This is a genomic window from Domibacillus iocasae (genome assembly GCF_001750285.1).
Classification (GTDB): Bacteria; Bacillota; Bacilli; order Bacillales; family Domibacillaceae; genus Domibacillus; species Domibacillus iocasae.
Genome location: NZ_MAMP01000026.1, coordinates 1 through 20,138, shown reverse-complemented (window position 1 = coordinate 20,138; position 20,138 = coordinate 1). Strand labels below are relative to the sequence as shown.

General features: G+C 38.6%; 18 protein-coding genes. 7 read left to right on the top strand and 11 right to left on the bottom strand.

Annotated elements, in window-relative coordinates; translation table 11 throughout:
* Positions 1 to 601: 601 nt before the first annotated feature.
* From BA724_RS18180 to BA724_RS18725, 5 genes are all read right to left on the bottom strand, one after another.
* Positions 602 to 847 (bottom strand): hypothetical protein, encoded by a 246-nt coding sequence (locus BA724_RS18180; RefSeq protein WP_083256294.1) that lies wholly within the window; start codon positions 845 to 847, stop codon positions 602 to 604.
* A gap of 66 nt (positions 848 to 913) precedes the next feature.
* On the bottom strand, positions 914 to 1,159 hold the full coding sequence (locus tag BA724_RS18175; protein WP_169818575.1) for a MerR family transcriptional regulator: 246 nt from the start codon (positions 1,157 to 1,159) through the stop codon (positions 914 to 916).
* 388 nt (positions 1,160 to 1,547) lie between these two features.
* Complete coding sequence (locus BA724_RS17570; protein ID WP_069939971.1) at positions 1,548 to 3,278, bottom strand: UvrD-helicase domain-containing protein; 1,731 nt, start codon at positions 3,276 to 3,278, stop codon at positions 1,548 to 1,550.
* Positions 3,268 to 5,121: an ATP-dependent nuclease gene (locus tag BA724_RS17565; protein ID WP_069939970.1), complete on the bottom strand. Its 1,854-nt coding sequence runs from the start codon at positions 5,119 to 5,121 to the stop codon at positions 3,268 to 3,270. Before BA724_RS17565 ends, BA724_RS17570 begins: the two co-directional genes overlap by 11 nt.
* 394 nt (positions 5,122 to 5,515) lie before the next feature.
* A complete protein-coding gene (locus BA724_RS18725; protein WP_141719978.1) occupies positions 5,516 to 5,710 on the bottom strand; it encodes a transposase in 195 nt (64 codons plus the stop codon).
* Positions 5,711 to 6,599: 889 nt separating this feature from the next.
* Between BA724_RS18725 and BA724_RS17550 the strand changes: the two genes are divergently transcribed.
* From BA724_RS17550 to BA724_RS17535, 4 genes are all read left to right on the top strand, one after another.
* Positions 6,600 to 6,833, top strand: a complete 234-nt coding sequence (locus BA724_RS17550) for a hypothetical protein (protein ID WP_069939967.1) — start codon at positions 6,600 to 6,602, stop codon at positions 6,831 to 6,833.
* 61 nt (positions 6,834 to 6,894) lie between these two features.
* Positions 6,895 to 8,718, top strand: coding sequence for a hypothetical protein (locus BA724_RS17545; protein WP_141719977.1), 1,824 nt, complete (start codon positions 6,895 to 6,897; stop codon positions 8,716 to 8,718).
* The gene (locus BA724_RS17540) at positions 8,708 to 9,577 is read left to right on the top strand and encodes a hypothetical protein (protein WP_069939965.1); all 870 of its coding nucleotides are present in this window, start codon (positions 8,708 to 8,710) and stop codon (positions 9,575 to 9,577) included. The genes BA724_RS17545 and BA724_RS17540 overlap by 11 nt, the downstream gene beginning before the upstream one ends.
* A complete protein-coding gene (locus BA724_RS17535) occupies positions 9,574 to 10,362 on the top strand; it encodes a DUF6339 family protein (RefSeq protein WP_069939964.1) in 789 nt (262 codons plus the stop codon). Before BA724_RS17540 ends, BA724_RS17535 begins: the two co-directional genes overlap by 4 nt.
* 140 nt (positions 10,363 to 10,502) lie before the next feature.
* Here the strand turns inward: BA724_RS17535 and BA724_RS17530 are convergent, their stop codons facing one another.
* From BA724_RS17530 to BA724_RS17520, 3 genes are read right to left on the bottom strand one after another with little or no spacing between them, the layout of a single operon-like run.
* Positions 10,503 to 10,895 (bottom strand): hypothetical protein, encoded by a 393-nt coding sequence (locus BA724_RS17530; protein WP_069939963.1) that lies wholly within the window; start codon positions 10,893 to 10,895, stop codon positions 10,503 to 10,505.
* 57 nt (positions 10,896 to 10,952) lie between these two features.
* A complete protein-coding gene (locus BA724_RS17525; RefSeq protein WP_069939962.1) occupies positions 10,953 to 12,560 on the bottom strand; it encodes an AlwI family type II restriction endonuclease in 1,608 nt (535 codons plus the stop codon).
* Entirely contained in the window at positions 12,553 to 13,092 is a 540-nt protein-coding gene (locus BA724_RS17520; RefSeq protein ID WP_069939961.1) for a hypothetical protein, read from the bottom strand. The genes BA724_RS17525 and BA724_RS17520 overlap by 8 nt, the downstream gene beginning before the upstream one ends.
* A 153-nt stretch (positions 13,093 to 13,245) precedes the next feature.
* Between BA724_RS17520 and BA724_RS17515 the strand changes: the two genes are divergently transcribed.
* A complete protein-coding gene (locus BA724_RS17515) occupies positions 13,246 to 14,031 on the top strand; it encodes a hypothetical protein (RefSeq protein WP_069939960.1) in 786 nt (261 codons plus the stop codon).
* A gap of 55 nt (positions 14,032 to 14,086) precedes the next feature.
* Here the strand turns inward: BA724_RS17515 and BA724_RS17510 are convergent, their stop codons facing one another.
* Positions 14,087 to 15,040, bottom strand: coding sequence for an HNH endonuclease (locus BA724_RS17510; RefSeq protein WP_069939959.1), 954 nt, complete (start codon positions 15,038 to 15,040; stop codon positions 14,087 to 14,089).
* Positions 15,041 to 15,169: 129 nt separating this feature from the next.
* On the opposite strand from BA724_RS17510, the gene BA724_RS17505 reads away from it, so the two are divergent.
* Both BA724_RS17505 and BA724_RS17500 read left to right on the top strand, forming a co-directional pair.
* Positions 15,170 to 15,553, top strand: coding sequence for a hypothetical protein (locus BA724_RS17505; protein WP_141719975.1), 384 nt, complete (start codon positions 15,170 to 15,172; stop codon positions 15,551 to 15,553).
* Between the two features lie 144 nt (positions 15,554 to 15,697).
* On the top strand, positions 15,698 to 16,891 hold the full coding sequence (locus tag BA724_RS17500; protein WP_069939957.1) for a DNA cytosine methyltransferase: 1,194 nt from the start codon (positions 15,698 to 15,700) through the stop codon (positions 16,889 to 16,891).
* Positions 16,892 to 16,914: 23 nt separating this feature from the next.
* Here the strand turns inward: BA724_RS17500 and BA724_RS17495 are convergent, their stop codons facing one another.
* Both BA724_RS17495 and BA724_RS17490 read right to left on the bottom strand, forming a co-directional pair.
* Positions 16,915 to 17,337, bottom strand: a complete 423-nt coding sequence (locus BA724_RS17495; RefSeq protein WP_069939956.1) for a very short patch repair endonuclease — start codon at positions 17,335 to 17,337, stop codon at positions 16,915 to 16,917.
* Between the two features lie 1,095 nt (positions 17,338 to 18,432).
* Positions 18,433 to 19,422: a helix-turn-helix domain-containing protein gene (locus BA724_RS17490; protein ID WP_069939955.1), complete on the bottom strand. Its 990-nt coding sequence runs from the start codon at positions 19,420 to 19,422 to the stop codon at positions 18,433 to 18,435.
* Positions 19,423 to 20,138 lie beyond the last annotated feature (716 nt).

The window sequence follows — 20,138 nt, the reverse complement described above, 5'->3', positions numbered from 1 at the left end:
AGAGAAGAAGGGAAAACCCATGACGGGTGAGCACCAGTTTTTTAGAGTTGGCTCGATGCCTACTCTAAAAAAAGGATGGAGTAAGGCGAAGCGAGCGACACGGTTGATTCACCTCCAGGTTTTCAGCCTGTTGACATTTCGTTTGAGTCCCATTTTTTCAAGATCTGTTTCTAAGAATGTATCGGATAAACCGCTTAATGTGATGTTCTTTCAAAGGTGTGCGGGGAGTTTCATAAGGTTTCCACGTATGTTTTTCACCTGGGTGTTACGTTCGGTGAATAAAAGCGAATGCCCCTGCACTGCATGGCCGTTTGGTTGTGCGTTTCAGAACGAAAAAGCAAGAAACAAGAAGAAACGCCTGCCGTTTTGAAATGTAGGCGTTTTTACATAGTTAAAAATTGGATGCAGGCATTTGCTCCGGCACATACATATTGTGTGTAGCAAGCTTCAGCCAGCAGCTGGGCAGACATATGGACGTAAACAAAGAGAATTCGAATGAATGTCTTACACCGTTAAGCGAATTCTCTGATCTGGATTGCGTGCACTCATTCAGCAAACCTGTGTGCAAAGCTTACTTTAAACACAAAGCTTTTGGGCTACTTTACAGCTTGTCGTTTCCAAACCAGTTGAAAAACCGTTTCTTTTTGACTTCCGCTTTCTTCGCTTCCTGTGAAGCTTTCAGCGACTCCAGCAGCAGCTGATCCCGCTTATTAAGCGATTCCTTAATATAGTGCTGCTGCTCTTCTAACTTCATCACCAACGCCTGGTTAAACTGATCCTGCCGTTCCAGCCGCTCCATAATAGCCGATAAATTTTTTTGAATTTCATCAGATGCTTCATCCTTCATCGGTTCTGGTTTAACCGGTATTTCTCCCGTTGCGAAGTAATAGTCAATCTGCTTGATCGAATAGTTCTAGTCCCGGTTCAGTTGGCGGATCAGCATGAGCCTTTCCAACGCCCGCTGATCAAAATAGTGGTAGCCGTTGTCTCCCTGCATGGTGGGGATGTAGGATTTTAACTCTCTCAGCCAGTTGCGCACAACACCCGGGCTTTCATTCACATATTTCGCCGCTTCCTTCACCGTTAAGCGCAGATCCTCCAGGTTTTCAGGTATGTTTTCAAATAAGTTTCCAGCACCTTGACCTTTCGTTTGAGTCATGATTTTCCTCATCCTTTCAAGGTATGTTTCAACGTATGTGTCTGATAAGCAGCCTAATGCGGCCTGCTTTCAAAGGTGTGCAGCCGGTTTTAATAAGGTTTCCACATATGTTTTTCAGTTATGTGTTAAGTTCGGTGGATGCAGGGGAATGTCCTTTGACTAAATTTGTTGTCTATTTATGACTTTTAACTGGCGCAAGAGTTAGTATAGAAAGAACAGCCACTGTATTAAGCAGCTTTCTTCTACCAATATTGTGTATTGGTACACTTTTACGAACAGTTTTGGCATAATAAAAGAATAATAAAAGAAACTAACCTTTGCTCAACGAGAGCAAAGGTTTTTTTAAGAAGTACTATATACTTTGCTGTTTTTTGTTTTTCTACATCTATTATGTAAAGATAATTTGATACTCTTCAATATGGCCTAGAATATAAGGAGAGGCTTTTTTATTAAATTCATAATATCTTTGTGCTTTGGGAGAGAAAAATCGTTTTGTTGAGTTTGAGATAAGAAATACATATTCTCTTGCTCGTGTAAGAGCTATGTAATGAAGATTTGCATCTTCTTGCTCTTTTACAGGATTACCTATAGAACGGAAATCAGGGAATGTATCTTCGTACAAATCTAAGTGTAGTACCACATCAAATTCTAATCCCTTGGAACTGTGAATGGTTAATAATTGTATCTCCTCATCTTTAAATGGTTTAAAATTTTCAAGTAATACTGGATTATCAATCAATTGCTTACAGGCTTCTTTCGTAAAGTTATTTAATTCGTAATCAGGATAAATGTTTTTAATAATCTTATTAAGTATACTAATGAGACGTTCTCCTCTTTTATAATCTGTTACAGTTTCTTGACATTCACATTTAAATTCTTTTATCAAATTTTTAATAGTATCTATATTTTTTCCTATTCCGCGTGTACGTTTATCAAAATAACTCTCGATGAAATCATTAGTAGTATACTCCCTAGGATTAAACGAGAGTGTCAATAATAAGCGTAGCATATTACCACCAATACTTCGGTCATCATCTATTAGTGATTTGTGATGTAGTCGATGTGGAACCGTCAATACTTCAGATATCATTTCCAACGTTTCGTGTGTCCTCCCCAACATTGCAATATTAGAGTTCTTTTTGACACCGGACATTTCAATAATTTTGTCTAAAGTTTCATTTACCCATGTTCCGATTCGATACTGTGTGCCTGTCAATGAAACTCTTGCAATTCTTCTGTCGCCTTCTGGAACAGAAGAAATATGTTCTCCTTTTTGAAGACGTAAAAATAACTCTGCATATGCTTGAATAAAGGGATGACAGCGATGATTAATATCCATATCAAACCTCTTAAAGGACTCCATAGCTGTTAACTGCTCCATATATTCAGGACTTCCTGATTTAAAGGAGTAGATAGATTGATTAAAATCACCTACTGCCCAACTGATTATTCCTAACTCTGAAAATCTTTTAAATAAGCTATATTGCTCAAAATCTGAATCCTGAAATTCGTCAATAAATGCATATCGATATTTTGCTTTTAAATAGTTGGCACAATTTTTTGAACTCATAAGTATTAAATTTGCCATGCCACTGATTAAATGCAAATCAAAATATCCGCCCAAGAAACGTTCTTGCAAATATGTTCTATATGAAGAATCTAACTCTTCATAAACACAAATGCCTTGGTCATATATTTGTTGAATGGAGTATTGTGAGTATTTCTGTATAATTGCTTTTATTGCTTTTTTGATCCTTTTTATAAGTTGTAACTGTTCTTCTTCTTGAACTTTTTCTACTAAAACTTGCACAGATGGTATACCCATCAACCTCTTTCCGAATGACAATACGATTTCTGAGCTGCAAAAACTATCGATTGTACTAAAAAAGGAATGTTTTGTTTCAGGACACAGGAATTTCGCCCTTTTTTCTAACTCTTTACTTGATTTATTAGTATAAGAAATTGCTATAACTCCTTGATAGCTCCTACACTCTTTCATAACATGTTGGATCTTTTTAGATAATGTCCATGTTTTTCCACTTCCTGGTCCAGCAACAATTACTGCATTCCCATTCCATGCAAGAATATCATCTTGTTGATTAGTAGTTTCAAACTCCATTCTGATTACCCACCCTCATCTGTTGAACAACAATTTGACAGGCATATAGAGGTGCAGCTAATGGATCATCTTTTAAAGAATTTAAGCACTCCTTATTACTTTCTAAAAAATGATACATAAATGTGGATTTTTTACTTTTCATTTCTTCTACCTTATCTTCGATGATTAAAATTTCATCATTATCTTGATTAGGAACAAAATACTGATTTATAGCTTGTTTAACATTCGCATTTGAATGATAAATATCTTCTTCTAATCCTTGTTTCGCTAAAAACAAACCGTAATTGCTGAGTGGTTGATAAAATATAGTGTACATCTCTTGTCTGCGAGTACCACATGCTGTTGGATTTTCTGTAAGTTTTTGTTCATTTTCTGAAATCAAATCCGTAAGATTTACGAGCTGTTCACCAACTGGCACCTTGTCTGAACATTTTGTTGAATAGATTTTATTTAACCTTCTAATTCCCGTTAAATAGTACGCTTCTTTTAACTCTTGCTTTGGTCGATTGTATTTTTGATAATCATTATCTGTTCTCATTACCCATGGAATGCCTAAAGCGTTTAATAAATCAATATATCTTGTAAATCCAACTCCTTCTACGGATAACACACTGATGTTTAGCTTGTCCAAATCCACACCTAACTGATGAGCTAGGTTTTTATAAAATACAATCTCGGACGTTCCTTCTACTAGAAGAACACAATCACTAAAATATACTTCTGCAATAAGCGGATCTAATCGATATTCCATGTCTCTAATTTGCTTACCCAATTCTTCCGATACACCATTTTGATTACAAACTGTAGCAGGGCATCCTTGTTTGGTATGTAACCTCATAATCGAATTAGGATGAAATTCACTCGCGATATATGGAGAATGTGAAGTTAGTATGACCTGAGTTGGTAATATGTTAATTAAATATTCAGCTAATTTTCTTTGTTGATGTGGATGAAGATGCGACTCAGGTTCTTCGATACAGAAAATAGAAACTTCATTTGGTTGTCCATCTTGAACAGAAATTTGATTTAAAGCAGACCATAGGGCAATAAAAGCCTGATTCTTTCTGCCTTCGCCACCTAATTGAATAGTGTTTTCTCCAATACTAGATAAGAGGTTGACCTTGCGAAACAAATCATCGTTGGATGGTAAATCCACTCCTAACTTTAATGTCTGTTCTTGATGATGCTCAGATAAATTTCTTAACTGTGTATTAAGAGTTCCACCAGCCTTTCCAATAAAGGATAGTTTATTTAATTCATCTTCAATAACTTTTATTTGCCCGCTTAATTCTTCGAACCTTTGATTATCCGAGAGCTCCTCTTCTTCTGTTCTTGCATCTTGTAAATATTCAATAAGCTTATTTTTTTGGTTTTTTAAATACTGATCAATTTGACGAGTAGCACTCACGTACCTCATGTTTAATGCTCTTAAATAAAAGCGACTCGACACTAATTGCATTTCTTCTAGAGAAGCTCCTACATATAGCTTATAGTCCTTCGTTCCGCCTATTTTGCTCCTTGTAGCAACATACCGAACGTAAACATCGTTGTTATCACTAATAAGTTCTTTAAAACTTGATAGAATACACTCTTCAACAGCTTCTACAAAGTGCATGGTTATGGAAAATTCATTTACTCCTGCTCCTGAATAAATACAAAAATCCTCATCTTGCGGCTGTAAGTCATTTTCAGATAAAGATTTATCTAATAGAAGTCGTAAAGCACATAATATATTTGTTTTACCTATATCATTTGCTCCGATAACAAGTGTCTTTTCATCAAAGTGCAATTTAGTATTGATAAAATTCCGGTAGTTTTTTAACTCTATATAATTTAACTTCATATAAGTCCTCCGCCCTTGAATTAACACTATGCATTTTCTTATTTATCATTTTACCAAATTACGAAAATTTTAGGATAACTATTGCTAAGTGTATAAAATTTACCCAAAAACACTCGTTATTGTTTATGAAAAGAAATCGCTAATTTTATTCCTTACCTGTTCTCATATTATCAAGATGAATATCACTCCATACACAGCATGGGCAACTACTCATTACTAAATATACTCAGTTCCAACATCAATGTGTTTCGTAAATTAAGACAAATATATAATGTGGCATGCTGTGGAACATAAAAGATGCATTAGTCTCGGCGCCGGAAATTATATATTCAGTGTCATAAAAAAGATATGATGGAATTCAATAGGTTTATCATCATCAAGTATAGTTGACATCTCAAAAAAGGCAGCTGGTCTCTAACCGGATACGGAGCTTAAAGCGTGCCATGTTGCGATAGCCGTAAGCCCGTAGTTTAAGGAGCATGATTTTGTTGTTAGTTCCCTCCACTTTTCCATTAGATTCGTTGTAAATGGCAGCTGCAAAGAAAGCGTCTTTTCGAGCAAGCATTATCTTCGCTATTTTTTTAATCACACCTGATTCATAAAAGGTCTAGCCATCAAACTAGCCCTCCACCCTCAGATAAGCTGTTTTTTCGTAGCACATAATGAAGATGCTGGAATTTGCTTGATACAGCGCGCTGATCCGCACCAGCCTGATACTTCCTGTCGTTCTGATTCTGAAAGCTTTTCAGGTATTTGGCAAAGCAGGCGGACGGCTCGCCGGACAAAACTATGTTTTTGGTTGCTAAGCGACATGTATTTTCTTCACCAGTTCAGCTCATCTGCAAAAAATTAGAACATTCTCCAGCACATGTCCGGAATCGAGATCCAGGAACGCAACACCGCAGGAATGATCCTTGCGCATCGCAAAGTCATCTACTTCACCAGTACGGGAGATCGATCCGGTAACTGTGCGGGGGCCTCTTCATAGAACAAACAGCCACTACCGAAGGAATGATGTTGTGACCAAGAAAAGCGCGGTCGGACAGCGGAATCGGCGTGAAAGGCGTTATAACGTCTGTAAATAAAAATGGGGAAATTGAAGTGCGTAGTTTCGATTACAGTAAAGGGCGAATAACTCGATCTTGGATGATTTGATTCTATGGAAGAAAATACAGCTATATCATGGGCCATAATTGAAAAGAGTAGGTGGGAGATAAGCATTTTCGATAGTGCTTGTAATAGAGTATTTTTTGACTTGTTTGAACGTGATTTTCGGGTCTGTAAAAATAAAAAAGCTTCCCGTTATCTTGCTGATAGCGGGGAGATTTTTTATTTTATAGTATTAGGATTCTTGAATATTAAACTAAATGTATTTGTAATATTATTTTTTACATGTAAATATTATAGCTTTTAAAACTTTACAAAACTTAAATTTAGTACTATATTTAACAAATATAATAAAATAGAGGTGGGTTAATATGGACTCTAAATTAGAAAAATTTGAACGTTTAGCCGAAAAAAGAACAGTAGAGGCTATAAAAAAAATAAGACTTTTAAGCAATTTATCTAATAAAAACAACTATAATTACACAAATAAACATGTAGAAAAAATGATTGGTGCACTCGAAAAAGAAATTAGAGATCTAAAAAGAAAGTTTCAGGATGACAGTGAAAGCAAAAGCAATGTTATTTTTAAGTTTGATAAAAATTGAATTGTAGAGAGGAGAAAGGCCAATGTATAACTGGGACTTTCCATTAAATGCAGGCCGCGGCATGTCTGAGGGATTAAATAATGCTGGTATAGAAGAATTTAAAAAAGCTCCGTGGAAATATCTCACTCGTGAAGCGATTCAAAACTCACTGGATGCTTCAGATAAAAGCGGCAAGCCGGTTCTCGTAGAATTTGAAAAACTGACGGTCTCAAAAGATGATCTAAATCAGATAGAACTGGATCACTTAAGAAAAATATTTGAAGCCTGTAGCAAGTATAAAAACCCACCTGAAAAAGCTGAGAAGTTCTTTAATAGAGGTGTAGATATTTTAGGCCAAGACGAAATTTCGATATTTAGAATCAGTGATTATAATACAACAGGACTGACAGGCATCAATCTTCCGGAGGGCGGAAACTGGAATGGGTTAATTAATGAGGACGGCAACAGTAAAAAGGGAAACGGCGCAGGGGGATCATTTGGTGTTGGAAAGAACGCACCATTTGCTGCTTCGAGATTAAGAACAGTCTTTTACGGCACGAGTACAACTGATGAAGGAGAGGCATTCCAAGGGGTGTCCAGGATTGCATCGCATGATTTGGGAGAAGGAGAGACCAGAGGAATCGGATTCTTTCGTCAATTAAAAACATACGAACCGATCATTGATAAGAAAGACGTACCTGCTATTTTCCACCGAAAAAAAGAGGTTCCAGGAACAGATGTATTCATTTTAGGAGTTATTGATGATAATGGATGGAAGACTAAATTAATTCAGGCTGTTGTTGAAAATTTCTTTGTTGCTATCAGCCAAGGAAAATTAGAAGTAAAAATCGCTGACGAACCGGTTATTTCTCAAGAAAATCTTCCATCAGTCATTGAGGACCATATAAGAGGAGAGAAGCGTTTATTTTCAGACCAGTATTATGAAGCGCTTGTTTCAGAAGACTCGATGCATATCGTGATTGAAGACTATATTGATAAGGATCTCGGAAGCATGGGGTCAGTAGATATCTATATAAAAGAAGGCAATAAATACTGTAAAAAACTTGCGATGGTTCGAAGTACTGGAATGAAAATTATGCCTTATGAAAACTTTCAGGGAGGGTTTAATTTTGCGGGTACAGTCGTAATCGGACCTGGAAAATTAGATGATTTTTTGCGGAAAATCGAGCCGGCTGCTCATGACACTTGGAATCCGCAACTTCATGAAGATGATCCTGAGCTAGCTAAAAAAGTGTATAACCGCTTTAAAAATACAATACGTGCAAAAATCAGAGAGTTAAATGAGCAGGATACATCAGATGTAAGCGACTTAAGCGGGCTCGGCTCGTTTCTTCCAGACCCGGATAAAGAGGGATCACCTTTTGAAACGGCTGATGAATTAAATGATGAAGAAAACGATTCAGCCGTACCGAAAGCAGCTAATATCAAGGATAGTCTGTCTAAACGCAAGAAAGGCCCTAGTGTTAAAGTAATTGATTCGTCTCCAGGAAAGCCAAAAGATAAAAAGAAAGAAAAAAGCAAGAAGAAAAAGACGGCGAAAACAGACACAACAAATCCAGTGGACAAAAAAGCTAGACTTGCAGGAATAGAAAGAGTACGTGCTTACTGTACAGATGCAGAAAAAGGCTTATACACATTAAAAGTAGTACCAAATTCTACAGGCGAAGGGACTGTGCAAATTTATGTAGTGGGAGAAGATTCGGGGCTGCATGTAGAGCCGCTGGAAAAAATCTCAATATCAGGAGAGCCCGATACACATGTACCGCTTATTGATAATGGAACATTCGGTCCGGTTCAATTTAAAAAAGGCATTACAAAAACGTTTCTGATTAATTTTAAGGATTCATTCAGATGGTCTCTAGAGGTGAAAATTAATGAAAATTAACTTCCGTCATTTTCCGCATCCTGTTTTGATGGACCAGTCTGACGACTATGTAAATTCATACTTTGCTGTTAAGCAGTTTGAGTGCACACCTGGTACCGATACATTTGACTTTAATGTGGATTTTGATTTGAATGACTGCGGCTTGCAAGAGTTGATTCAAAGCCATAAAGCCGAGTATGCGGTACATTTGGAATGTGTCCCTACAAATTATCGGGTTATCGAACGATCTTTTAAGCCAAATATGACTTTTTCTATTTCTGCTGATCTGGTAGAAAGAGAGATCATAGTCAGCACACTTATTATTGCAACAGACAAAATCAACGATTATTCTAACCCGAACTTCCATGAGGATTTTGCTGGGGAGGCTTTTGAAATTCAGAAAAAAGATATTCTTGCAGCGGGTCCAAGGAAAACGATTGAGCTGGAAAAAGAGCCGCCGCAAAGAGTGGGTTCAATTTTTCAGCTGAAGCGGAATAATTCCCCTGATGCCCCTGCATTAGCCGCTATATTTGAACATAATAAAATCATCGTTGAGCTTTCAAATGAGAACTATAAGAATTATAACTTTATGAAAAAAGATAAAAGTCTTGAACCGATGTTTCATTCATTAATAGCGCTTCCTGTACTGGTGTCAGCTATTGAATATCTCAAGAAAGATGGAAATACAGAACAAGCTGAAAACTATCCTTGGTTTAGAACGGTGAAAAAAAAGCTTGAGATTCTTGGCGAGGACATTTACGATCCTGGAAGTTTCGATTCTTTGCTGACGGCACAAAGATTGCTTGATGAACCTTTAACAAAGGTATTAAAAAATCTGACGGAAGAAGCTGATGAAGGAGATGGAGGGGAAGACGAATGATTAAGTTAAAAGATGAGATTCTTGGAAGTTTAAAAGCCGATATTAGCCAAAATCTTTTTCGCTATAGACAAGACCAAATTTGGCTTCCGGAATATCTAGGACATGAACTTCCAGGTGGGGTAGAAAAAATCGAACTGCTTATTCAGGATGAAAATAATGAAAAATTAGATTACGAGAATACAGTACTGCTTTTCAATACTCTTGACAGACTAACACCTGCCGAAGCAAGCAAGGAAAATTTGTGGGCGTTTTTAACTCATATTTCATGCTGGGAGTATATGAGAAAGCGATGGCCTTTAGATGAGGGGGAGAATGTGGGAAAATCCAATAATTTTGTGAAAACCCGCTATTTCTTTGGTCAAAAGCCATACAGCCGGAATGGTCTAGCGAGGCTATGGTGGTTCGGGTATATAACGCATGATCCAGATCTTGAAGATCCTTATGAATTAACGAAGATTATGCTCCATAACCAAGATCAGGATGTATCCAGAATGATCGCGGAATCACCTAATATTTTGAGAAACAAAAATGCTGTAAGGATTGTTTTGAGAACACTTCAGAAAATGCAGGAAACAGAAGAGAATTTTTCAAAGAGGAATTTTATACGATATGCAGCAGTCTACTTAAATTATCGCGGTGGTGTCACGGTTTTAACTGCACTAAATGATGAAGAAATGAAGCAGGTTGTAGATGAATTAATCAAAAATTGGCCATCTTATCTAGAAAAGGAACGAAGAGCAAAAGAAGAAAAGACGGCTCTTGAAAAGAAAACTATAAACCCCTAAAACATTATATAACATGGCCCATATGAAAACTATAATTCAAATGCAATTAAATTTTTTGGTGAAAATTAAAAAGCCTGGGAATACTTCCAGGCTTTTTTAATTTTTAAACCATCTAAATGCAGTAGTTTCAGAAGTATTTATTAAAATAACTCTATTTCCATTTCTGTGGGACTGGTAAATAAAATTCTGACCTGGTCGCCAATTTGTGCATTTACATGTCTGAACCACTGTCCAAGAAGCTGCAGGTTTCCATTCCCTTGAAATTGTTTAGCGTAAATATCGCCTGCTGTGCTACAACCGGAGGCTTTCAAAGATACATTTTGCAAAAATCCGTCCACCGAATTGCATGTATAAGTAATATTGGCGCCTGGACAGTTGCTGTTGTAGATATCTAATGCTGTTGCTACTTGTCTTGGAATATGCAAATAGCCTTCTCCATACACAGTTCCCCTTGTATTCGTGTGTCTGTGCGATCCCCATTCTAAATGAGCTTGTTTTAATGTAGTAGTGAAAGTATCTCCGGTTCTTGGCATGAAAAATCCTCCCTTTTTAGAATAAGTCTATTCTTAAGCTGATTTTTTGCAGTCCGATTATTTCCTGTTTAAAAATGCTGCGAGATCACTGAATCCTTTGTTTTGAATCCTCGTTAAAAACAGCTCAACCCGCTCTTTTTTCGGAAGTTCATTCTCTACACAGTAATCCAGGAAGCCGATCAGCACCTCGCGCGTCATCATAATGCCCTCGATTTCTTTCTGAACCAGTTTGCTGCTTAAAGCAGTGATCGACTTGAGTTTTTTGTCACCTGACAGTTTGCCGGATGTTACGTATCCATAAAAAGAAAGCTCTCTGCCCTCATACTGCAGGTAGTTTGGAATATATTCCGACGCCATGTAATTGGCCAGGTTCTGCGACAGCGCAAACCCGTTTGGATAATGTTTCGTATCGATGATGCCGCATTTATCTTCGTATTTAAGCAGAATTTCAATTTCCGTCTGTTTTCCATTTACTTTTGGCTGGTAAACAGCTTCAAAACCGATCGCTTCAAAGATCTTCAGTGTTTCTTTTTCAAACTCTGCCGGCGTCAGCTCACCCAGGTACTTTTCGACAAATGCTTCCGGTATGCTCGCCATTTCGCGCGCTTCAAAACGGAGTGCATCTACGGCTTTCTGGGCATCCCGCGGTCCGAATGACGGAAGAAAATACGGAAGAAGCTCTTCGCGTGTCATTTCAGACGCGTTTGGAATACTGTTTAAAACGGCTTCGATTTTCCCCTGCATCTTTCCCTGATTGCTGGCGGGTTTTACCTCACCGAAATCACTTGCTTTGTAGCTGTCTACATCAAGCCCGCTGTTTTGAGCCATGCGCTCTACTGAGATCAAGTAGCGTGCATTAAACGGATAGCGGCTGTCGTAATAGCTGAGCACGTTCTGAGCTTCTTCCACTAAAGCCGGATCGGTCTTTAACACCGCTGCGCCGCGCTGATATTCAACAAGTGCTGTGTACTCGCACAGAAGCATAAACGTATGGGCTACATCCGAATGAGCCTGGTAATAATCACGCGCTGCTTTGTCATTCCGGGCGCGGTGGTCATATTCGACTGCAATTTCCTGCTTCATCAGATCCTGCTCGTCCTGCTGGGCATTGCGGTAGGCAATAATCTGTGCAGCCACCTCATCCAGCTGGCTGTCCTGCTGGGCCGTCAGAACAAAGTAGGTGATTTCTTCTTTTGTCAGCCGGTATTCTAAATCCGCACGCTGCACCAGCTTGATCAGGAATCGGGCCGGACGGATGCGGAATCCTGCTTCGAATTTTGGACGGAATCCAGATTCCATGAAGTAGGCATTCGGGATCTGGAGCGTTAAAATTTGCTTTTTAACGTTCTCGTATTCTTTTACGCCGTTGATCAGCGCCTGTCCCGACTTCGTCGGTTTAACCAGTCCTTCGCTGTCTATGTAGCAGTAGGCAAATGTCTTCAGCATGGCGCACCAGGTGCGTCCGCCTGATCCGTCATTGCTTATGTTATTCCGCTTTAATCCTTTTGAAGCTAAAACTGCTTCATACTGTTTATGCGCTTCCCGATTTCCTTGCCACTTTACGGTGAAATTCTCTGTTGCTTCTGACAGCGCTTTTATCGCATCTGCATGAAAGCGTGGATCCCGCTCTGGTCTCGTAATAAACCATACTTTCCGTTCAGTCAATTTTAGTCATCCTTCCCATTCTTTCCAGGATCAGAGCGTCTTGAATATCCTTTCTTGCTTTTAATATTTCTAACATTTCGCGCTTTGCTGTTTTATCAGCCGGCAGTGGGTTTTTTTCATAGAATATGATGATCTCAACAATGAGCGGAAAATAGCTGTTTATCGCGCCTTCCAAATCTTTAGCATCTTCAACCGATGAAATGGCCTCAATGCTGTTTTTATATTTTTCGATTAGATCTTCAATACTTGGAATGCTGCTTTTATTCAGTCCGTTTTCCTCAATGATTTCAAGCAGCGCTTTCCAATATCGAAGGAACATCACTGCGTTGAAAGCTACTCCAGTGTTTTTGTCACGGTATATAGAGTTGAGCCCTTTGCCTGTCTTTTCCGAAAGAAGCTTGTTTATTTCGCTTTCTTTCATTGTCTTTTTTAATGGACCGAATATTTCCTCAAAAAGAAGCTTTGAACTCAAATGCATTTCAAATAAGCCTTTTAAGTTCTTCAAATGGTCATTTGTTCTTTCTAAGTCCATACAATTTTTTCACCGCCTGTAAAGCACTGTTCTTTCTAAAACTAACTTTACAGAATAAATCAACGGAAAAATAATTCGGATCCGAATTATTTTTCCATTGATTTAAATTATATAATTTTCTGTAAATACATAATATAGCAGTAGGGATAAATATTGGATTTTATAACAAATGAAACCATTCGCTATTGTTATGACTTTGCGGTGTATGCCTGGGAAAACAGCAGTCAAAGCAAAAAACAATATGGCACTGAAGAAATTCGGGCCAGAAATGAATTTGTTGCTGACCAGCTTACAGACAAACTCGCCGAATGCTTGTTTAAAGCGATTATAGAAGAGCATTATTCAAACATTCAAGTACAGCTGGACTTCAGCCATTATACGGATCCGCTTCATACAGACAATGGCGACGTGAATATGTACATTGACAGAAACCTTCTGCCTGTCCGTATTGATATTAAAGGATCATCCCACCGGGCTCAGTGGCTTCTGGTTGAAGAGCATAAGTTCAAAGATCTAAAAACCGGGGCTCCCATGGCAGACTGCTACATTATGGTTCGCTTTTCAGAAAACATGCCTGTCAGCCGTATCTTAAGAAATAATCCGGAACGGATTTTAAGCATTCCGGCAATTTCAGGGGAAATCACAGGATGGGCTTATCATCATGACTTCTTTTCATCAAAAGATAACCAGGAATGGTTCGTATATAACAAGGGAGACCGTCCGTTAAAGAGAAAAGTGTTGCCTTATGCCAGTAACCGTGTCAACGATTTAAATCATTTGCACAATTATATCAATAAACGCATTAGGACACAGGGCTTTACTGAAGCAGATATTTATTTAAGTGTACCGCTCGATGCGAAAAAGAATATGGGTCTGCCTATAAACTGGCTGAAGACAGACTTGAACGTATTGTTTCATCAGGCACCGAGCAGAGTGTAAAGAATACAAAATCACATAATGATGAAGAGACTGGCTCCTTGCTGCGGGAGCCGGCTTATTGGATAGAGCCGGCTGCTCTGAATATATTTTTCATGTGATAGTCCATATATGCACCAATCGTGCTGTCCATTTCGATGCGGATTTCATCATTAACCGCAAATTTATCCAGATGAGCTGCGGATAACAAAGGTGAGATTTTAATTCTCCCGGAAGCATCGAACGAGATTAAACCCTGATCGAACAGGTAATCATGATTGGGACACAGAAGCAGGCCGTTATAGACATCGAGCCGTTCATAGTCACTGCTGGCAGACCAGGGCTTTATATGGCTTGCTTTTGTATAGGTAGCGGATATTCCGCATACAGCGCAGGAATCATATTTTAATAGAAGCAGATGGCGAAACTTCTGCTGTCCTCTGCGGCGTTTTATTTCCTGCAGAACCTCTGTGAAAAGCTCTATATTATTCTCAATTTCATTTGTTTCAAAAACGAGAGCAGCTTCCTGCTCTTCAGAAGGCGGCAAATCTTTTTTCAAAGTGTATGGTTTTACAATAAAAACGCCCTGCTCATTTTCTTCAACAATTTTCCCCAATCCTAAAACGGCATTAACGCCTTTTTCAACTTTATGAAGAATTCCAATAGGTATCCCATTCTGTAAATTATAGCGTGCAGCCGCTATATCTCCGGCTTTCCTATTATCTTTCAGACCGGATGGAGGGCGCATTTCAATCATCTCAAATTCCGCTTTGCTTTGATCTTTCCATATAATCTGCCGGCCATAATTTTCATTTGATTCAGTTGCTTGATATGAAAGCAGATAAGGCATGTCCTTCGGCTTGTAAAAACCTCGGATTAAATCATGCAGAATATGCTTTTCTGGGACAAATTGATCTGCAGGAACCCGGTTTTCTTTGTTGAGACCTTTAATTGGCCCTTTTCCAACCAGCGTTTCTCCCTTTAAAGCTTCAAACTTTTTCAAAATACCTGTATGTACACTTTCGCTCAGCATTCAAATAACTCCTTAGCACTAAAGATGATTACTAGGTTGATTAATAAATACATGTTAGAATACATCATACTACTTACTTGGAAAAGATTCTCCAAAATATATGTCATATTGGCAAAATGAAAGGCGACAATGATGATTCAAGCATATATGCTGTATTTTGATACAGACACAACCAAATTGAAGGCTGAAGTTATTAAGATGCGCAATGAAACCAGTGATGAGCTGGACCGGGAACTGAAACATCATTTAGTTTCAGACGGCTATGAATTTCTCGACTACAGTAGCGAAATAGCCGTCATTGTCGATGACAGGGGCTTTGAAAAAACGCTGAATCCTGTATTTGAACTAACATGTGAATACGGAGACACTCACCGTCTGGCAGGAAGGCTGATCTTTGTGCGGAACATCGAAAATGAGGACAGCGTGGACGTTGGCAGCATCACTTACGAGGATATTTTTCATTTCCGCACGGGCATGGTCATTAAACTGCTGGGTGTAACAAAAGAAAAATAGTCATTTTGCATCAAAAATTGATAATTTTAAAAAAAAGCAGCCATTAAAGCAGCTTTTTTTTTTGAAAACATGTAAAATGAATAGCGTACGAGTATGCAAGAACGTATTTTCGTTAAAATAGAGGTAATAAGGAGAGGTTTATATATGATCTTTAAAAAAGGAGAGCTGTTTAACGGTCCTGGGGGGCTGAGTCTTGGTGCTAAAATGGCTGGCTTTGTGCATCCTGAAACAGGAAAAGAATGGCGGATAGAGCATGCCTGGGCAAATGACTATGATCCGAATGCATGCAGTACGTTCCGCTATAATATCTGCGGTGATATAGAAGATCCGTCCGTTCACTGCGGACCAGTTGAACAGCTGCCGATAGGCGACAAAACAGTGCTTGAAGAAATTGACTGCTTTGCGTTTGGCTTCCCATGCAATGACTACAGCAATGTCGGTGAAAAGCACGGTTTGAATGGTACATACGGTCCTCTTTATTCATACGGGGTAAAAGTACTAAAGGAATACCAGCCAAAGTTTTTTGTAGCGGAGAATGTCGGCGGCCTGCAGAGCGCCAATGAAGGAAAAGCGTTCATTCAAATCTTAACAGAGCTGGAAGAGTGCGGATACAAGTTAACGCCTCACTTGTATAAATTTGAACAGTATGGAATTCCGCAGGCGCGGCACCGCATTATCATTGTTGGAATCAGAAATGACTGGGCAGCAAAAGGTATAGAGTTCAGAGTACCGGCGCCGACAACCCTGTCATCCACTGACTATGTAACATCTGCCCAGGCGATTACCGAGCCGCCTATCCCAGAAGATGCACCAAACCATGAAATGCCTAAACATACACAGAAAGTGAAGGAAATGCTGAGCTATATTCCGCCCGGTGAAAATGCCTGGTATGCAGGAATTCCTGAAGAACTCCAGCTGAATGTAAAGGGAGCGCGTCTAAGCTCGATCTACAAGCGTCTTGATCCTGAGCGCCCAGCATATACTGTAACCGGCAGCGGCGGCGGCGGGACTCACATGTATCACTGGGAAGAGCTCCGTGCACTGACAAACCGCGAGAGAGCCCGCCTGCAGACATTCCCGGATGATTTTGTTTTCCAGGGAAGCAAAGAAGCCGTCAGAAAGCAGATCGGCATGGCAGTGCCTGTTAAAGGGGCGCAGATCGTATTTGAAGCCATCTTGAAGTCTTTTGCGGGCATAGAGTACGAATGGGTAGAGCCAGCGAAAAAGCTTCAGCTTGAGAATCTCCGCGGGCAGAGAAAAGTAACTATCGATGAAGTAGAAAACGTTAAAGAAGAGCAGCCCGATGAAGCTGAAAAGCAGACTGTACTGAATCTATAAGAACAAAAAAGACGGCGCCGGTGTTAAGGTGCCGTTTTTTTTGCCTGGTTGATAAACGATTCAATTTCATCAACTGCTTTATCAAAATCTGCTTTAAATTCATGCTCCCAGATCCGTTTATAGTTCCAGCCGTGCTCTTCATAAAAAGCCTTTACTTCCTCATCGCGGTTCCTATTCCGCTCAAGCTTTTTGTCCCAGTATTCCTGGTTGCTTTTCGGACGGTTGCCGTGCACTTCGCATCCATGCCAGAAACAGGAATCAATAAAAATGACCGTCTTGTACTTTTTTATAGAAATATCTGGTTTTCCGAACAGGGAACGATCATTTTTGCGGAAACGGAAGCCCCTGCGCCAGAGCTCTTTCGTCACTCTGTTTTCCAGTTTTGACTGTGAGCGTATGGCCTGCATATTTTTCCGGCGCTGTTCCGGTGTCATGTTGTCGGCCATTATATACACCTCTTTAGTACAAAAATACCCTAGCTTCCTAATTTGTAACCGCCGTCTTGTCGGAGAAATGAATAAATCTGCTGAATCGTGGTTCCTAGAATGTTCAAATAAATTCATGCCGTCCTCTAAAGACTTGGGACGAATAAAACTTTTAAGATATTAAATTATGAGTTTTCTTCAACTAATAGGGGTTTTAGTTCAAGAACAAGTAGGAGTAGACACCGTATTGTTCACGAATAATAAAGTCGTTTAAAAAATAAAATAGTTATTTAAAAATTTGAACGTATGTTTTTATTTAGGGTGGAGAAATAGCTAATGTTAAAAGAAGGTTAAAAAAAGCAATTGGCATATTGAAAGAACTGGATTTGAGTCAATAATTTGGACACAAAAAAGTTAAGTCTTAAGCTGTCCTTGTAGCCTGGTCTTCAACAGCTTGTGATGTTTGATAGCCGATGCTGCTATGGATTCTGTTTCGGTTATACCAGCCTTCTATAAACTGGAACATGGCCAGCTTTGCTGCCCGGTAGTCTGTGTACTGCGTATGATAAACCCTCTCAAAAATAATTGTAAGGACTTAATTAAACTGTGTCCATGAAACTATACTAACTCCAAATTTCCACGAATATATCATCCTTTGTAAGTATATTGCTTTTATTTAATTTTGCTAGAGTCTAGTACAGGTTATTGCTTGTTCAAACGATTAAACATAGATTTGGCCTTTGGCTCTAAAACACTGACAAAGAAAAGAAGCATTTGATTGTATGGCAAGACGGGGCACAATACATCCTGATCAATAAGAAAAATATTAAATTAACACAAAAACCAGGTGCATTTCATAATAACCTGTATCTTTCGGCATTAAATTATAACCACAATTACTGGAGCGAAAGTAAAACTCATGTCAAACCGAAAAACAGTTTCAAAGTATAGGAAACACAAGTTTTAATTACAAAAACCATATCTTATTGTAGCTTGTAGAAAATTCAGCGAGCTACCTTTTTTGAGGAAAAAACGTTATATAGACGTCTTTAAATAATACAGTTAATGTGAATTTAACACATAGATCAAAATTCAATATTATCAATTTAAAAACAGTTAATAAGGAATTTCTTCTAGCTCAAATGCTAACGTGCGTTCCTCTTTTGCTATTAAATGTTCTATTTCCTGCTGCCAACTCTTTTTTTCAAAACGTAAGGAATATTCATTTTTCGGATCTTCCAGCCAGTTAAAAAAAGTTGGATGGTTATCAAAGGTTTCTTCTCGCTTTTTGTAGGTGAACATCTTCATAAGTGTACCGTAAAAATAGCCGGTAAAGTCTTTTCGGATCTTTCTATGCTTATGGGCAAATATAGACTGTCTGAAGGCTTCAATGACCGTTTCACTATAGTCTTCTAATACGTTGGATAAGTTGAATTTTTGATAAGCAAGCACAGCCTTTCCCCATAATGTGTAAATATCCTTGGCTTCACTAAAAAACGGTTTTACGGTTTTGACAAATGTTTCAGGAACATTTTTAGGAGTATATGTATAATCAAGACGGTTTTCTTTACGTAAGATCTTTAAAAGATCTTTAGAAAAAGATAAATACTTGGTAGAAACTTTTTTAGGGTGATCGTCCTTACTCTCGCAAGGGATTTCCTCATTTTCAGCTTGGCAACCAGCTTGGAATGTAGGGAGATGAAACTTCTTTTCCCAGACTCCGAAGTAAGGATGGTCCAGGAAAAAATGAATCGCTGCTCCGAGGCCGTTTTGTGTTGTGGAATGACGGTAAATCGTGCAGACCAAACCCGCTTCTCGAAGCTTCTTAAAAATATTACGGACTGTTTTGGCAGAGACCCCAAAACGATTCGCAAAGTAGTCTTCTTTTGCAAAGCAATATCCTTTTTCAGCAGAGAACCAGCAAATCATCTCCACGACCTGGCGTGTTTTTTCTTTTAGGTTGTAATAGGTATCTCCATAGGCAGAGATGACTTTGCTCAAGATTTTAAGTTTCTGCTCTTGTTGCTGCTTTCGATTTTCAGTGTAAGATTGATAGCTGTATAGAAATTGAAATTCTTTAGTTGATAGCTTCACATGTTTGCTCATTCTCCTGTATCTCCTCTCAGAAAACATAAAAAGACGTGTTTATCGCTATACGATAAACACGTCTTAAATTCCCTTTTGAGATCCAATAGAGGAATTTTTCACCATTGAAGAACCATATAGTTTCCCGTATAATGAAAACATAAAGTTTTCAAGGTGAAAGCAGGTGTTTATCGTGGCTGTATCACGATAGACGGTTAAGAGGGTGCGGTCAACACTCCTTAACACGCTTTTGCCTTTTTATTTTGCTTAAATTTGAACTTAAACGTTGTTTTATAACGCTTTTTCTTTATTTTTATCTACCATACACCACAATTTTTTCCTTGTAAATCCCACTAGAATTCGCTTTCAAATTTATTCAATTAACTCAGGTAGAAATTTCTACTTATGCGAGGAAGCCAGTCATTCTCGCACAGGTGGAAAAGTAGAAATTTCTACTTATGCGAGGAAGCCAGTCATTTTCGCACAGGTGGAAAAGTAGAAATTTCTACTTATGCGAGGAAGCCAGTCATTTTCGCACAGGTGGAAAAGTGGAAATTTCTACTTATGCGAGGAAGCCAGTCATTCTCGCACAGGTGGAAAAGTAGAAATTTCTACTTATGTGAGAATGATTTGATTTTAAGCTGAAAATGATCATTGATCTAATAAGCTTTCTAAGAGAAAGCAGAAGATCACAAGTAGAAATTTCTACTTATGCGAGGAAGCCAGTCATTCTCGCA

Coding starts and splice junctions, on each gene's coding strand:
- BA724_RS17500 (WP_069939957.1), top strand. CDS start 15,698: ATGATCTTTAAAAAAGGAGAGCTGTTTAACGGTCCTGGGGGGCTGAGT.
- BA724_RS17530 (WP_069939963.1), bottom strand. CDS start 10,895: ATGCCAAGAACCGGAGATACTTTCACTACTACATTAAAACAAGCTCAT.
- BA724_RS17495 (WP_069939956.1), bottom strand. CDS start 17,337: ATGGCCGACAACATGACACCGGAACAGCGCCGGAAAAATATGCAGGCC.
- BA724_RS17550 (WP_069939967.1), top strand. CDS start 6,600: ATGGACTCTAAATTAGAAAAATTTGAACGTTTAGCCGAAAAAAGAACA.
- BA724_RS17565 (WP_069939970.1), bottom strand. CDS start 5,121: ATGAAGTTAAATTATATAGAGTTAAAAAACTACCGGAATTTTATCAAT.
- BA724_RS17570 (WP_069939971.1), bottom strand. CDS start 3,278: ATGGAGTTTGAAACTACTAATCAACAAGATGATATTCTTGCATGGAAT.
- BA724_RS17520 (WP_069939961.1), bottom strand. CDS start 13,092: ATGGACTTAGAAAGAACAAATGACCATTTGAAGAACTTAAAAGGCTTA.
- BA724_RS17535 (WP_069939964.1), top strand. CDS start 9,574: ATGATTAAGTTAAAAGATGAGATTCTTGGAAGTTTAAAAGCCGATATT.
- BA724_RS18180 (WP_083256294.1), bottom strand. CDS start 847: ATGAAGGATGAAGCATCTGATGAAATTCAAAAAAATTTATCGGCTATT.
- BA724_RS17510 (WP_069939959.1), bottom strand. CDS start 15,040: ATGCTGAGCGAAAGTGTACATACAGGTATTTTGAAAAAGTTTGAAGCT.
- BA724_RS17545 (WP_141719977.1), top strand. CDS start 6,895: ATGTCTGAGGGATTAAATAATGCTGGTATAGAAGAATTTAAAAAAGCT.
- BA724_RS18175 (WP_169818575.1), bottom strand. CDS start 1,159: ATGACTCAAACGAAAGGTCAAGGTGCTGGAAACTTATTTGAAAACATA.
- BA724_RS17540 (WP_069939965.1), top strand. CDS start 8,708: ATGAAAATTAACTTCCGTCATTTTCCGCATCCTGTTTTGATGGACCAG.
- BA724_RS17505 (WP_141719975.1), top strand. CDS start 15,170: ATGATGATTCAAGCATATATGCTGTATTTTGATACAGACACAACCAAA.
- BA724_RS17490 (WP_069939955.1), bottom strand. CDS start 19,422: ATGAGCAAACATGTGAAGCTATCAACTAAAGAATTTCAATTTCTATAC.